This window comes from Candidatus Accumulibacter phosphatis (assembly GCF_000024165.1).
Lineage (GTDB): Bacteria > Pseudomonadota > Gammaproteobacteria > Burkholderiales > Rhodocyclaceae > Accumulibacter > Accumulibacter phosphatis.
Window position 1 is genome coordinate 339,953 of the sequence record NC_013194.1, and the last position, 14,367, is coordinate 354,319.

At 65.0% G+C, this 14,367-nt stretch carries 15 protein-coding genes; 10 read left to right on the forward strand and 5 right to left on the reverse strand.

The window, feature by feature from the left end; all coding sequences use genetic code 11:
* Positions 1-142 precede the first annotated feature (142 nt).
* The 10 genes from tpx (at position 143) to CAP2UW1_RS01470 (ending at position 8,180) form a co-directional block, all read left to right on the forward strand.
* On the forward strand, positions 143-646 hold the full coding sequence (gene tpx / locus CAP2UW1_RS01425; protein WP_012807085.1) for a thiol peroxidase: 504 nt from the start codon (positions 143-145) through the stop codon (positions 644-646).
* A 52-nt stretch (positions 647-698) separates the two neighbouring features.
* Positions 699-1,577 (forward strand): IclR family transcriptional regulator, encoded by an 879-nt coding sequence (locus CAP2UW1_RS01430; RefSeq protein ID WP_012807086.1) that lies wholly within the window; start codon positions 699-701, stop codon positions 1,575-1,577.
* A gap of 52 nt (positions 1,578-1,629) precedes the next feature.
* Positions 1,630-1,827 carry a YkgJ family cysteine cluster protein gene (locus tag CAP2UW1_RS25915; protein WP_291911131.1) on the forward strand — a complete coding sequence of 66 codons (198 nt, stop codon included), beginning with the start codon at positions 1,630-1,632 and terminating at the stop codon, positions 1,825-1,827.
* Positions 1,828-1,860: 33 nt separating this feature from the next.
* Positions 1,861-2,685, forward strand: a complete 825-nt coding sequence (locus CAP2UW1_RS01440; RefSeq protein WP_012807088.1) for an undecaprenyl-diphosphate phosphatase — start codon at positions 1,861-1,863, stop codon at positions 2,683-2,685.
* Position 2,686: 1 nt separating this feature from the next.
* A complete protein-coding gene (locus CAP2UW1_RS01445) occupies positions 2,687-3,259 on the forward strand; it encodes a YqiA/YcfP family alpha/beta fold hydrolase (protein WP_012807089.1) in 573 nt (190 codons plus the stop codon).
* Positions 3,260-3,267: 8 nt separating this feature from the next.
* Entirely contained in the window at positions 3,268-5,184 is a 1,917-nt protein-coding gene (locus tag CAP2UW1_RS01450) for a ribonuclease catalytic domain-containing protein (RefSeq protein WP_012807090.1), read from the forward strand.
* 1 nt (position 5,185) lies between these two features.
* Positions 5,186-6,070, forward strand: a complete 885-nt coding sequence (locus CAP2UW1_RS01455; RefSeq protein ID WP_012807091.1) for an energy transducer TonB — start codon at positions 5,186-5,188, stop codon at positions 6,068-6,070.
* A gap of 7 nt (positions 6,071-6,077) precedes the next feature.
* Positions 6,078-6,902 (forward strand): shikimate dehydrogenase, encoded by an 825-nt coding sequence (gene aroE, locus CAP2UW1_RS01460; RefSeq protein WP_012807092.1) that lies wholly within the window; start codon positions 6,078-6,080, stop codon positions 6,900-6,902.
* Positions 6,899-7,594, forward strand: a complete 696-nt coding sequence (gene mtgA / locus CAP2UW1_RS01465) for a monofunctional biosynthetic peptidoglycan transglycosylase (RefSeq protein WP_012807093.1) — start codon at positions 6,899-6,901, stop codon at positions 7,592-7,594. The genes aroE and mtgA overlap by 4 nt, the downstream gene beginning before the upstream one ends.
* A 76-nt stretch (positions 7,595-7,670) precedes the next feature.
* Positions 7,671-8,180 carry a hypothetical protein gene (locus tag CAP2UW1_RS01470; protein WP_012807094.1) on the forward strand — a complete coding sequence of 170 codons (510 nt, stop codon included), beginning with the start codon at positions 7,671-7,673 and terminating at the stop codon, positions 8,178-8,180.
* Positions 8,181-8,227: 47 nt separating this feature from the next.
* Here the strand turns inward: CAP2UW1_RS01470 and CAP2UW1_RS01475 are convergent, their stop codons facing one another.
* From CAP2UW1_RS01475 to nirJ, 5 genes are all read right to left on the reverse strand, one after another.
* Entirely contained in the window at positions 8,228-9,652 is a 1,425-nt protein-coding gene (locus tag CAP2UW1_RS01475; RefSeq protein WP_012807095.1) for a DEAD/DEAH box helicase, read from the reverse strand.
* Between the two features lie 258 nt (positions 9,653-9,910).
* Positions 9,911-10,504, reverse strand: coding sequence for a chorismate--pyruvate lyase family protein (locus CAP2UW1_RS01480; RefSeq protein WP_012807096.1), 594 nt, complete (start codon positions 10,502-10,504; stop codon positions 9,911-9,913).
* Between the two features lie 27 nt (positions 10,505-10,531).
* Positions 10,532-10,972: a DUF192 domain-containing protein gene (locus CAP2UW1_RS01485; protein ID WP_012807097.1), complete on the reverse strand. Its 441-nt coding sequence runs from the start codon at positions 10,970-10,972 to the stop codon at positions 10,532-10,534.
* 483 nt (positions 10,973-11,455) lie between these two features.
* Positions 11,456-13,045 (reverse strand): nitrite reductase, encoded by a 1,590-nt coding sequence (locus CAP2UW1_RS01495; RefSeq protein ID WP_012807099.1) that lies wholly within the window; start codon positions 13,043-13,045, stop codon positions 11,456-11,458.
* Positions 13,042-14,238: a heme d1 biosynthesis radical SAM protein NirJ gene (nirJ, locus tag CAP2UW1_RS01500; RefSeq protein ID WP_012807100.1), complete on the reverse strand. Its 1,197-nt coding sequence runs from the start codon at positions 14,236-14,238 to the stop codon at positions 13,042-13,044. Before nirJ ends, CAP2UW1_RS01495 begins: the two co-directional genes overlap by 4 nt.
* Positions 14,239-14,367: the final 129 nt, after the last annotated feature.

Sequence of the window (14,367 nt, forward strand, 5' to 3'; positions counted from 1 at the left end):
CGCCCCCGCCACTCTGCCCATCGATCGAGATCCGCCGATTCGGCGAACTTTGGCCGAAAAACGATGCCCAAGCTCGGCCTACCCGCGCCTTCGGTCCTTCAGATATTCTCTCTCCATCTCTCAATCTCCATAAGGAATCAACATGGCAAGTACAGTGACTCTCGGCGGCAAGCCGTTTCAGGTTGGCGGCATTCTTCCGGAAAAAGGCCAGACGGCACCTGCCTTCACACTGGTCGGCAAGGATCTCGCCAACGTCTCGTTGAGCAGTTTTGCAGGCCAGCGCAAGGTTCTGAACATCTTTCCGAGCATTGACACGCCGACCTGCGCAACGTCGGTGCGCAAGTTCAACGAGAAAGCGAGTGGGCTGAGCAATACGGTGGTGCTCTGCGTTTCCGCCGATCTGCCCTTTGCGCAGGCGCGCTTCTGCGGTGCCGAGGGACTCGAGCGAGTCGTCACGCTGTCCACGATGCGCGGCCGCGAGTTCCTCGAAGCCTACGGCGTGGCGTTGAGTGACGGCCCACTGGCCGGCCTCGCCGCTCGCGCGGTGGTCGTTCTCGATGGCGATGACAAAGTGCTGCACAGCGAATTGGTTGCCGAGATCAAGAATGAGCCCGATTACGACGCGGCGCTGAAGTCTCTGGCCTGAGGCGAAGCGAAGCAGCCAGGCCGCCATCGCGGCGCTCGATAGAGACAGTCCCATGTCCGACACCAGCAGCACGCCGCCCGTCAAGCAGCGGCAAGGCATCCAGTCGATCGAGGTGGGCACGCGGCTGTTGCGTGCGCTCGCCGCCCACGGGCGCGCAATGATGCTGCGCGACGTGGCACGCCACGCCGGCATGCCGCCGGCCAAGGCGCATCGCTACCTGGTCAGCTTCATGCGCATGGGGCTCGTCGAACAGGATGCGAATACCGGGCGCTACGATCTTGGCGAGTTTGCCCTGGAACTGGGGCTCGCCAGTCTGGCGCGCCTCGACCCGGTGCGGCTTGCCGGGCCGGTGCTCGACGACCTCTGCGAACACATTGGCGAAACGGTTGCTCTCGCCATGTGGGGCAACCATGGTGCGACGTGCGTGCGCTGGGTCGAGGCCGGTGGCCCGGTAACCGTCACGCTGCGCACCGGCGTCGTCATGCCCCTGACGTCATCGGCCACGGGTCTGGCTTTCGCCGCTTTCTATCGCTCGCCGTATCTCCGGAAGATGCTCGACGCCGAGGTGCAGGCCACCGCCGAGCTTCGGCATGCAGCGCCGGCCGCTGTGCTGTCGGCATTGACGGTGCAACTCGACGAAATCCGCCGCCATGGTATCGCGCGCGCTTCGGGCAGCGTGACACCGGGAATCAACGGCTTCAGTGCTCCGGTTTTCGGTCATGGCGGTCGCATGGTCGCCGCGATCACCTGTTTGGGCATCATCGGCAACTTCGACCTGGACTGGGACAGTCCCATGGCGCAGGCGACGCGCGACGCCGCGGCGACGCTCTCGCGCCGACTCGGCTATGGCACCGTCGATGACGGTGTGGCCGACAGGCGTTCGGCGGAGCAGGCCGGGCGACCGGGAACGGCTGACGGCGCCTGTGCGTGACTGCCGCCCGGATTGTGGTGCCTGTTGCATCGCGCCGTCGATCACCACGCCGATGCCCGGCCACCCCTGCGGCAAGCCAGCCGGTGAACCCTGCCTCAGTCTGACGGCTGACTGGCGCTGTGCTCTGTGGGGTCGCCCCGAGCGGCCGGCTTTTTGCGCCGGCCTGCAGCCTTCGGCTGAGATGTGCGGTGACAACCGCCATCAGGCGATCGCCTGGCTGTCGGCGCTGGAACTGGCAAGTCGACCCTGAGTGGTAGAATGCGGGTTTTGTCGAAAGCCCGCTGTGGACCTCCTGCTCCTGCTGAAAGCTCTGATTCTCGGAATCGTCGAAGGCGTCACCGAGTTTCTGCCGGTATCCTCGACCGGCCACCTGATTCTCGCCGGCGACCTCCTCAATTTCAATGACGACCGCGGCAAACTGTTCGAGATCGTCATCCAGTCGGGTGCCATACTCGCCGTCTGCTGGGAGTTTCGGGCGAAGATCGTCCAGGTCCTGCTGGGCCTGCCGAGCGACCGGGCGGCGCAGCGTTTTGCTCTCAACGTGCTGGTTGCTTTCCTGCCGCTGGCGATCATCGGCCTGCTGTTCGGCAAGGCGATCAAGGCATCGCTCTTCAACGCGCCGGTGGTGGCCACGGCGTTCATCGTCGGTGGCTTGGTCATCCTCTGGGCAGAGCGGCGCGAGCACCGCATCCGCATCGAGTCGATCGATGACTTGACGCTGCTCGACGCTCTCAAGCTCGGTCTGGCACAGGCGCTGGCGCTGATCCCGGGCACGTCGCGTTCGGGAGCGACGATCATTGGTGGCTTGTTCTTCGGCCTGTCACGCCGCGCCGCAACCGAGTTTTCCTTCTTCCTGGCGATCCCCACCTTGATCGGGGCGACGATCTACCAACTCTACAAGGAACGCGCACTGCTCTCGTTTGACGACCTCGGGATGTGGGTCGTCGGCTTCGTCGCCGCCTTTGTTTCCGCATTCTGGGCGGTACGCGGGCTGTTACGCTACATCAGCACGCACGACTTCTCGGCTTTTGCCTGGTATCGCATCGCTTTTGGCGTCGTCGTGCTGGTGACCTGGCACTACGACATCGTTGCGTGGACGAGTGGCTGAGGTGGCTGGCCCCCGCATCCTCTATCTGCACGGATTCTGCTCGTCGCCGGCATCGTGGAAGGCGCGCCTGCTTGGCGATCATCTGGCGGCCGCTGGTCTCGCCGATCGTTTCGTCTGCCCGACGCTGCCACCGGCACCTTTTGCCGCGATCGCCGACGCCGAAGCGCTGCTGGCCGGCGGCGATGGGCCGACGACGCTGGTCGGCAGCTCGCTCGGCGGGTATTACGCGGCGTGGCTGGCCGAGAAGCACGACCTGCGCGCGGTCTTGATCAACCCTGCCGTGATGGCGCCGGTCCTGCTCGGCGGACTCGTCGGAACGCAGACCAATTTCCACAGTGGCGAGAAATTCGAGTTTACGACCGAGCACGTCGAGCAGTTGCGCTCGCTGGAAGCCGCAAGCGTCACGCCGGCGCGCTACCTGTTGCTGGTCGAGACCGGGGATGCGGTGCTCGACTATCGCCGAGCCGTCGAGCGCTATGCCGGGAGCCGCCAGATCGTCATCGAGGGGGGCGATCACAGCTTCACGCACTTCCCCGAACTGATGCCGCAAATCATTGAATTCTGTGGGTTATAATCGTCGCGATGCATGTTCTATTCGAAGAAGACGGGGCTTTCAGAACGGCCACCATTGTTGCCGACAACGACTCTTCGTTGCAGGTCGAGACAGCCTCGGGCAAGCGCAGCAAGATCAAGTCGACGAGCGTCCTGTTGCGCTACGGCGAACCGGCGCCGGCGGCCCTGCTCGAGCAGGCCGAAGCGCTGGCCGGGAGCATCGAGCATGACTTTCTCTGGGAGTGTCTGGGTGACGGCGAATTTTCTTTTTCTGATTTTGCCAATGATTACTTCGGCCACGTCGCCACGCCGGTCGAGGCCTCTGCGCTCCTGCTGGCCCTGCATTCGGCGCCGATCTACTTCCATCGCAAAGGCAAAGGGCGCTTCCGCAAGGCACCGCCCGACATCCTCCAGGCCGCTCTCGCCGGGCTCGAGAAAAAGCGCCAGCAGGCCCTGAGCATCGAGCGGATGATTGGCGAGCTGAAGGCGTTCTCGCTGCCCGCCGAGTTTTCACCGCTGCTTGGCCAGTTGCTCTACAAACCTGACCGCAACCGCGGCGAGACCAAGGCGCTGGAGGCGGCTTGCCTCGACACCGGTCTGTCGGCGGCGCATCTGCTGGCCAGGTGCGGGGCCATACGCTCGGCGTACGACTACCACCTGCAACGCTTCCTCCTCGAGCAATTCCCGCGTGGCACCGACTTTCCCGACGTGGCCACGCCACTGCTGCCGTCAGACCTCCCGCGCGCCGACGTTCGCGCCTTTTCGATCGACGACGCCGCCACCACCGAGATCGACGATGCCTTCTCGCTGCAGACGCTGCCCGGTCTCGGCTGGCGGGTCGGCATCCATATCGCGGCGCCGTCGCTGGGTATCGCGCCGGGATCGCCGCTCGACGCCATCGCTCGCGAACGGCTATCGACGGTCTATATGCCCGGCGCCAAGATCACCATGCTGCCGGATGCGGCGGTCGATCGCTTCACCCTTTCCAGTGGCCGTGCGGCGCCAGCCGTTTCACTGTACCTGACCGTCACACCCGATTTCGAGGTCACGGCCCACGAGTCGCGCGTCGAAATCGTTCCGGTCGTCGCCAACCTGCGCCATCACGACATCGAGCCCTTGTTCAACGAGCAGACCATCGCCGCCGGGCTGACTGACTTCGCTTTTCGCGATGAGTTGCTGACCCTCTGGCAACTGGCCAATGCCTGCGAAGGCAGGCGCGGCAAGCCGTCAGCGATGCAGGGCAATCACGACTACAACTTCCGCATCGACGGTGACCTTGCCGATGCCGAGGCGTGCCGGGTCGAGATTTCCGCGCGCCGGCGCGGCAGTCCGCTCGACAAGCTGGTCGCCGAGTTGATGATCGTCGCCAACAGCACCTGGGGCGGGCTCCTCGCCGCGCAGGGCGTGGCCGCGATCTATCGCGTCCAGACCGGCGGCAAGGTGCGCATGAGCACCGCACCGCAGGCGCATGAAGGCCTTGGCGTCAAGCAGTACGCCTGGTCGTCATCGCCGCTGCGCCGCTACGTCGATCTGCTCAATCAGTGGCAACTGGTCGCCTGTCTCAACGGTGATACGCCGCCGTTTGCGGCCCGCTCGGATGCGCTGTTTGCCGCCATGCGCGATTTCGATCTCACCTACAGCGCCTACGCCGACTTCCAGCGCAGCATCGAACGTTACTGGAGTCTGCGCTGGCTGCGCCAGCAAGGGCTGGAGACCATCGAGGCGACGATCGTCGGCCGCGAGAACCTGGCGAGGCTCGATCATCTGCCTCTCGTGCAGCGTGTACCGTCGGCGCCAGAGCTCAAACCCGGCCAAAGAATCTGCCTGCGCATCGAGTCGATCGACTACCTGACACTCGAACTCGCTTGCCGTTATGTGGAGACCCTCGCCGTGGCGGGAAGCCCGGCAATAGCGGCTGACGACGAAGTTCTGGAGGCAGTCGATTGAAGTGAATGCCGGCGCGCGCAAAGGGTCGCCACACGTTCCCGACGGTCGCCGCCTGTGGCTGGCGCTCGGCGTTTCGCTGCTGCTGCACGTCGTCGTGCTGTCGCTGCACTTCACGTTCCCGGATGCCGCGCGCGCTTTCCAGGATCGTGCGCTCGACATCATACTGGTCAATAGCCGCTCGGCCCGCAAGCCTTCCGAGGCGCAGGCCCTGGCACAGGCCAATCTCGATGGCGGCGGCAACAGCGAAGAGAAGCGCCGTGCGAAGACGCCGCTGCCACCCGCACCGAGACATCAGGACGGTGACGACCTCGACCACTCGCAGAAGCGAATCCAGGAGCTTGAGGCCCATCAGCAGCGACTGGCGGCGCAAACGCGCAGCCGTACCACCGTCGCCCCGGCAGCGGACAAGCAGGTCCAGCCCGAGCCCACGCCCAGCGTCAGCGGTCGTGATCTGGCGCATAGCGCCCTGGCGATGGCCCGCCTCGAAGGCGAGATCGCCAAGGAGGTCGACGACTACAACCAGAGACCGCGCAAGAAGTTCATCGGCACACGCGCCGATGAATACCGTTTTGCGCAGTACAACGAAGAGTGGCGGCTCAAGGTCGAGCGCGTCGGCACGCTAAATTATCCGGAAGCGGCGCGCGGCAAGCTGTACGGTAGCCTGATCCTGACGGTTTCCATCCGCAGCGACGGCACGGTCGCCTCGGTCGAGATCAATCGGTCGTCAGGGCACAAGGTTCTCGACGACGCCGCTCGCCGCATCGTCGCCATGGCGGCTCCCTTTGCCGCTTTTCCGCCGGCCATCCGCCATGATACGGACGTCCTGGTGATCACCCGCAGCTGGAATTTCACCCAACGCGACAGTCTCGAGACGAAGGCGCGCTGAAACGACGATGAGCGACCGTTACTGCGTCTTTGGCAACCCGGTGGGCCACAGCAAGTCGCCGGCGATCCACGCCGCCTTCGCTGCCCAATGCCGACAGGACCTCAGCTACGAGGCGATTCTTGCGCCCCTGGACGGGTTCGCCGAGAGCATGCGCGCCTTCGCGGCTGCCGGCGGTTGCGGGGCCAACGTCACGGTCCCGTTCAAGGAACAGGCCTGCCGCCTGGCAACGCGGCTTGCAGCGCGTGCCGAACTTGCCGGTGCCGTCAATACGCTGGTCTTCAATGGCCCCGATATCCTGGGCGACAACACCGATGGTGCCGGCCTGCTGCGTGACCTGAGCACCAACCTGACCTGTCGGATCGCCGGACAGCGCGTACTGTTGCTCGGCGCGGGCGGCGCCGCGCGCGGCGTCGTCGGGCCCTTGCTCGACGCTCGCCCGGCCGCACTGGTGATCGCCAACCGCACCGCCGGGCGAGCCCGGGAACTGGCGCAACGCTTTGCCGGACCGGCGCCGCTACTCGGCTGCGCTTACCCCGAAGTCGCCGGCCTGTCCTTCGACCTCGTGATCAACGCGACCTCGGCGAGTCTCACCGGCGAATTGCCGCCATTGCCGGGGGGAGTCTTTGCCTCCGGCAGCCTGGCCTACGACATGATGTATGGTCAGGGGCCGACACCGTTTCTCGTCTTCGCCGGGAGTCACGGAGCCGCCTGTCTGGCGGATGGCCTCGGGATGCTGGTCGAGCAGGCTGCGGAGGCCTTCCACGTCTGGCGCGGTGTCCGCCCCGAAACGGCGCCGGTACTGGCCATGCTGCGCGCTGCCCTGGCGCGATGAGCCAGCTTGCCCGGTGGCTGAAGCGGCTAGTCCTGGGCTTCGTCGCACTGCTGCTGCTCTATCAGTTATGGTTGTTTGGCTGGGTTCTCTGGTGGAACTGGGTCAATCCGGACAACACCCGCTTCATGAGCATCCGCCTCGACGAACTGCGGGTCAAGGACCCACAGGCGCAACTGAAGAAGCAATGGGCAGGCTACGACAGGATCTCGGCGAACCTGAAGCACGCGCTGATCGCTGCCGAGGACGCCAAGTTCGTCGATCACGAAGGCTTCGACTGGGAAGGTATCCAGAATGCGATCGAGAAGAACCAGAAGAAGGGGCGCATCGTCGCCGGCGGCTCGACGATCTCGCAGCAGCTCGCCAAGAACCTCTTCCTGACGCCGGCGAAGACACCCTGGCGCAAGGCGGAGGAAGCTGTCATCACGCTGATGCTGGAAGCGGTCTGGAGCAAGCAGCGCATTTTCGAGGTCTACCTGAACGTCATCGAGTGGGGCAACGGCGTCTTCGGCGCCGAGGCGGCCGCCCGCCACTACTACGGCGTTTCGGCCGCGCAACTGTCGCGCGAACAGGCCGCACGACTGGCCGGGATGGTCCCCAGCCCGCGCTTCTACGACCGCAACCGCAACGCGCCGGGGCTGGCCAGAAAGACGGCAATCATCCTCGCCCGCATGCCGTCGGCCGACGTTCCCTGACTGCCTGCGCTACACTCGCGATCTGGCCGTCATCTCGCGCCCGCGCGTGCGGGCAGGAAAACCAAGGAGTCACCGCATGAAGCTTCGCACCGTATTTCTGTTGCTCATCCTCGGCGCCATCGCGGCCTTTTCGGCGCTCAACTGGAACCACTTCATTGCTCCGACGACACTGTCACTGGGCTTGACCGAGATCCAGGCGCCGCTTGGGGTGATCATGCTCGGCGTCGTCGCCTTCCTCACCGCTTTCTTTCTGGTCTTCGTCGTCTATGTGCAAGCGTCGGCGCTGTTTGATTCTCGCCGGCATGCGCAGGAGCTGCAGCTCAACCGCGAGCTGGCCGACAAGGCGGAGGCCTCACGCTTCACCGAACTGCGCAGCTTCCTCGAGGCAGAACTGCAGAAGCTGGCGGGCGTTCGCAGCGGTGGCTCACCGGTGACGGCGGATCCGGCGATCCTGGCCAGGCTCGATCGGCTCGAGAAGGAACTGCTGACCGCCGTCGAACAGTCCGGGAACAGCCTGGCTGCCTGCCTTGGCGAGATCGAGGATCGGCTCGAACGGAATGCCGCGGCTCCGCCGCCTCGGCAGTAAGAAAAAAGCCCGCGCGTGGCGGGCTTCCGATGCAGGGTGGCGCTGGATCAGCGATCGCCATAAGTCCGGCGGCTGCCACTGGCGACGCCGCCGTGGCTGCCTTTGGCTGCCTCGTGATACGGCGCGCGGCCAGCGCCGTCGCGCTTGGGGGCGGATGGCTTGCTGAAGCGGTTGTCCGTTCGCCCCGCCGGCTGGCCGAGGCCGCGGTTGTCGCTACCCTTCCACGCGGGCTTGCCGGCCGGGCGAGGCTTGACGGCGATCGGCCGGCGAGTCGGCTCATGACCGATCACGATTTCGACCGGAATCGGCTGCTTGGTGAAGCGCTCGATCTTCCTGACGTTGAAGTGCTCGGCGTGATGGACGAGGGAAATGGCCAGCCCGTTGCGGCCGGCACGGCCGGTGCGACCGATACGATGTACGTAGTCTTCGGCAAACTTCGGGAGATCGTAGTTGAACACGTGGGTGATCGTCGGCACGTCGATGCCGCGCGCGGCGACATCGGTGGCTACCAGGATGCGTACCTGACCACGCCGCATCGCGGCCAGCGTACGGTTGCGTGCTCCCTGATGCATGTCGCCGTGCAGTGCTGCGGCATTCAGGCCGGCGACGTTGAGGCGGTCGCTGACGGTGTCGGCGTCACGCTTGGTGGCGGTGAATACCAGCGCCTGATCGATCGTCGCATCGCGCAGCAGGTGGTCGAGGAGGCGGTTCTTGTGCGCCAGATCATCGACGAAATGCATCCGCTGCTCGATGTTGTCATGTCGGGCGGAAGTGGCGTCGACCTGGATGCGCAGCGCCGCCCGCGTCATCCGCTGGGCCAGCTCGCCGACGGTGCCATCGAGCGTGGCCGAAAACAGCAGCGTCTGGCGCGAGCCGGGTGTCGCCGCAACGATTCTCTCGATGTCTTCGATGAAGCCCATATCGAGCATGCGGTCGGCTTCGTCGAGGACGAGGATCTGCAGTTGCGAGAAATCGATCTTGCCCGAGCTCATGTGGTCGATCAGACGGCCCGGCGTGGCGACCAGGATCTCCGGGTTGCGGCCGAGAAGCTCCATCTGCTTGGGGTAAGGCATGCCGCCGAGGATGGCCACCGCTCTCACGTGATGAAGCTGGCGGCCATACTTCTCGGTGGCGGCAGTCACCTGCAGTGCCAGTTCGCGCGTCGGCGTCAGCACCAGCATCCGTGGCTGCGCCGCCTGGAAGCGTTGGCGATCGTGGCCGCGCGGGCGGGCCGCGCCGCGCTCGCTCGGCCGCGGGACAGCCGCCGGGCGCTCCTGCAAGGCGAAGCGATGCAGCGCCGGCAGCATGAAGGCCGCGGTCTTGCCGGAACCCGTCTGCGAGGAGACCATCAGGTCGCGGCCCTCGATGGCCGGAGGAATGGCTTGTTGCTGCACGGGGGTCGGTTCGCTATAGCCGGAATCGGTCAAGGCTTTGAGGATGGCCGGGTGGAGGCCGATTTCTGCAAAATTCATGCTTGTCTTTCGTATGGATGTGCGACGCGCTGCCGTCAAGGCATGCCACGCTGCAAGAGGAAAAACGCAACGCCAACCAACGAAGAAGCTGAGAGAGGCTCTGATCGACTCAGAGAGTTCAGCACCCATCAGCACGAAAGCTTTGTGCCAGGGCGGTGCTGAATGAATCGACACCAGGAGGCAGGAGGGCTTGAGAGTTACGGCCAGGTTCGCGATGCTCGTTGCACTTCGCAGGCGGGCTGCTCGGTGCGGCGCGCATTATAGCACCGGCTTGCCGTTCGTCCAGCTTTCTTTGCCGGGCTCGGGCAATTGTGCCAGCCGTGGCGAAAAGACTTCGCTGACCAGCACGGACTGCCCGCCAAGGCCGAAGCGCGACCGGCGCGCCCAGAGAGTCGCCGGACTCTGCTCCGCGAGTTGCAGCGCCGCCCATGCGGCTGTGAACAACGCATGGCGACGATCGAGTCGATGGAAGGCCATCGGTCCACGCGTGAAGCCGGCATGCGCGAAAAGCAGTGCCCCGAGCGAACGCTCACCCAGGCGTGACAGCCAGACGGTCAGCGGGCCACGCGGTCGCCGCGGCAGGACCGTGTGCGCGAAGACGACGATCTGCTCGTTGCAGGACAGCGCCACTTCGCGCACCCAGGCATGCACGCCGGGATCCAGGCCGAGCAAGCGCGCTTCGTCGGCTGTCGGTATGCCGAGTCCCTGACGCAGTACCCGCACGGCAAATCGGCCGCGGCTCCGGATGCGTGCTGTCAGGGACCCCCGGTCACGCAGCCAGCCGAGCAGCGGCGTGCTGTCGGCCGTGCGCGGCAGGCTGGGACGCCAGACCTGTCGGCGAGCGATGTTCATTTCCGGGAGGGGCGGTCTGGCGGCTGCCTACTGTGGGCGTGGAGACTGTTCGATGCCGCCAATGCGGGTTCCCGGCTTGATTCCCTTGCCTGCGAACCAGCCGAGGTTCATCTCCAGGGCATAGCGCGCCGCTTTCGCGGCGCAGTGGTTGTCCTCGGTCTGCGGCTGCATGTCCTCGATGTTGAGAATCCGTCCTTCCTCGTCGAGAAAGGCCACCGACAGCGGCAGGAGGGTGTTGCGCATCCACATGCAATGGCGTGCCGCCTGCGCGAAAACGAAAAGCATTCCATGGTTGGCGGGCATGCTGCGCCTATGCATCAGTCCCTGCATGCGATCAGGATCCCGCGCGGCCACTTCGGCCTGAATGCGGTAGAAGCCGGCGGTCAGGTCGACGCGCGGCAATTCGTCGGCCAGTACCGGTAGGGCAAACAGCAGGACGAGAAACGTGCTCAAGGCGGATCGGTACATTGCAGACTCCGGCATGGATTGCTATCTGGGCGAGATACGGCGACCGGCCTGGCCAGGGCGGGGCGCTCGCGAGGCGGCTGGCGAAGGCGTGGCTACTTCTTCCGCGTGCTTCTCGCGGCCTGTTCCGGGGGCTTCTTGGGCGCTGCCACCTTGCCCAGTGTCGGGCGTTTCGACGCTTTGGGCGCTGCCGCGCCCGCGCTCTTCCCGGCCTGTGGTCTTTCGACAGCCTGCCTGCCGGTTGGCGCGGCGGTTTTGGCGGCAGCCTTGTTCGTTGGCTTCGGGGGCGCTGCAGCCTCCCCGTAACTCACCGGCGCGTCCTCATGCTCGGCGGCTTTCGGTACGGCCAAACTGCCCGCACAGCACAGCGACAAAGCCGCGGCTGTCAGGCACAGCACCACCCTGCTGTCGGTCTCTTGCATAGCCAACCCTCTCGACGTATCTGTTCCGGCCAAAGCGCCCCGTCTCCGGCACCCGGCTGCGGGATCAGTGGCTGGTGCCCTCGGAGCGCGATATTTTATTCCACACGTTGTACTTGCCCACAGGTTTGCTGGCCGGAATGCGCTTCACCTCCTTGAGCGTCTGCGCGTCGATGACCAGCAGCGCACCATCCATCTCCCACAGGCTGGCCAGCGCGTAACGCCCATCACGCGTGAACTCGACGTGGGCCAGCGTCTGCCCCGCTTGCGCCTTGATTTCGGCGACGACTTCGAGGCTCTGCTTGTCGATCACCTGCAAGGTGTTCTTGTGCTGCGGGCTCATCATCGAGTCGGTGAAGGCGTAACGGCTGTTTTCGTGGCTGCGCATGAAGAAGCCCGGCCCGAGAGTCCTTATCTGCCTGACGTTCTGGTAACTGCCGAGGTCGATGACGGTCACCAGACCTTCGTTGAGATTCGGCGAGGCCATCACGGTCCGCTCGCGACCGGCCGGGTCAGTCCACTTCCAGGTGATTCCGGAGCCCAGATGCGGCATCCCGGGCAGGTCCAGGTCGGCGATCTTCTTGCGTCCGTCGAGGAAGATGACCTGCCCCTTGGGAGTCGAGCGCGACGACCCGAGGATCTCGAGGTAACTCTGGGTGAAGAAGAAGTCGTCGAGATGGTCCTGCAGCAGGGTTCGCCGAGGTGTGAACATTCCCGGCTTGAAGTGCCCTTCCTTGTACTGGTAGTCGTGCACCAGTCCCTCCGCAACCGCTTCGGCGTCGGGGTCATAACTGATTTCCCAGACTTCCGGCACATCCTTGAGGGCCGCGATGAAGCTCTGGCGCGGCGCCGCGTCGTAAACCGCCGAAACCCGCGAGGTCCTGGCGCCTGCGGCATCCAGCGTCGGGATGACCTTGACCAGCGAGAGATCCTTGGCGTCGAGCAAGACCAGGCTGTGTGGCAGGTAGTTGCCCACCATCACCCACTTGCCGTCGCCGGAAACGGCCGCATTGCGGGTGTTGAGGCCGGCACGAATCTCGGCGACGACGACCAGGTTGTAGAGGTCGTACTTGGTGATCCAGCCGTCGCGCGAAGCGAAATAGACGAAGCGTCCGTCGGGCGAGAACTTCGGGCCGCCATGCAGCGCGTAGCGACTCGGGAAGCGGTGCACACGTTCCAGCCTGTCACCATCCAGGATCGATACATGATGGTCACCGGTTTCGACGACGATGAACAGGTTCAACGGATCGGCACCTTTCAGCCCAAGGCCGGGTCGGGCTGGCTGCGCGGCGGCCTGTGCATCAACGACCTGCGAGTTGCGAATCTCGGCCTCACCCCATACCGGTGCCGGCGACACCTTGCTGTAGATCCACTCGGCGAGTTGCTGTGCCTCGTCGGCGTTCAGCTTGTCGCCGAAGGCCGGCATCTGCGTTGCCACTCGCCCCTCGCGAATGACTTTGACGGCGTCCGCCTTGCGCAGGCGTTCGAGGTTCTCCGGCAGCAGCGCCGGGCCGATGCCGCCGAGGCGCGATTCGCCATGGCAGGCGCTACAGTGCTCCCGATACAGCGCCTGGACGCCGGCAGCCGCAACCAGCGCCGGGGTGCCGGCGAGTGCCGCGACCAGAGCGATGGCGGCGAGGCTTTGGCGCCGAGTCATGACGCTCTCCGAATCTTGATGTAGGGGGTCAGCGGCACGCGTTCACGGCCGGGAGCGACGCCGATCTCCTCGTCGTCGAGGTAGCAGCCGGGGTCTTCGGCCCAGGCGTCGCCCGTCAGTTGCTGGGCCCGAACGCGGGTATTGCCGTTGCAGATGTCGAAGTGCCGGCACTCGCCGCAGCGCCCCGAAACGCTTCGCGGGAACTGCTTCAGACCCGCCATCAGCGGATCGGAGACGTCGGTCCAGATGGCCGAGAACGGGCGCTGGCGAACGTTGCCGAGGCTGTAGTGCCACCACATGGTGTCGGGATGGACGTTACCGAGATTGTCGATGTTGGCGACGTTGACGCCCGACGAATTGCCGCCCCACTGGACCAGCCGGGCGCGGATGTTGGCCGCGTTGTCGGGGAAGTTCTTCTGCACCCAGTGCAGGAAGTACACCCCGTCGGCATCGTTGTTGCCGCTGGTGAACTCCTTGTGCAGGCCACGCTCCTGGTAGTCCCGGCAGGTGTCGAAGAGCAGATCCATCGCCCAGCGCGTCAGGCGGTGCTGCGCGTCGTCCTGGCGGTTCCGGTTGCCCCGGCCGGCGTAGTTGAGGTGCGAAAAATAGAAGCGGTCGATGCCCTCGTCCTCGACCAGTTCGAGCAGTCGCGGCAGATCCTGGGCATTGTCCTGCGTCATCGTGAAGCGCACGCCGATCTTGAGTCCGAGGTCACGGCACAGGCGAATGCCTTTCAGGGAAGCGTCGAAGGCGCCTGGCATCTGCCGGAACCGGTCGTGCGTTTCGCCGATGCCGTCGAGCGAAACGCCGACGTAGTCGAAGTCGCAGTCGGCGATACGCGCGATGTTCGCCGCGTCGATCAAGGTGCCATTGGACGACAGGCCGACGTAGAAGCCCATCGACTTGGCGCGTCGGGCGATGTCGAAGATGTCGGGTCGCAGCAGCGGCTCACCGCCGGACAGAATCAGCACCGGGACGCGAAAGCCCTTCAGGTCGTCCATGACGACGAAGATCTCGTCGGTCGCCAGTTCTCCCGGGAAGTCCGTGTCGGCGGAAATCGAATAGCAGTGCTTGCAGGTCAGATTGCAGCGCCGGATGAGATTCCAGATCACCACCGGCGCCGGTGGGTTCAGTTTGGGCCCGGGCTGTCTTGGCGCCGAGAGTTCCTGCATGTACTGGGAGATCCGAAACATCGTGCCGTCCAGAAAGGGAAATCCGCCCATTAGAGAGCAGGGTGGCCGGCGCGGCATTGACGTGGATCAAGCCCCCGGATCAACCGCCGCCGGCTTGCCGGACGGTCTTTGCGGTCAGCTTGGTCCGTC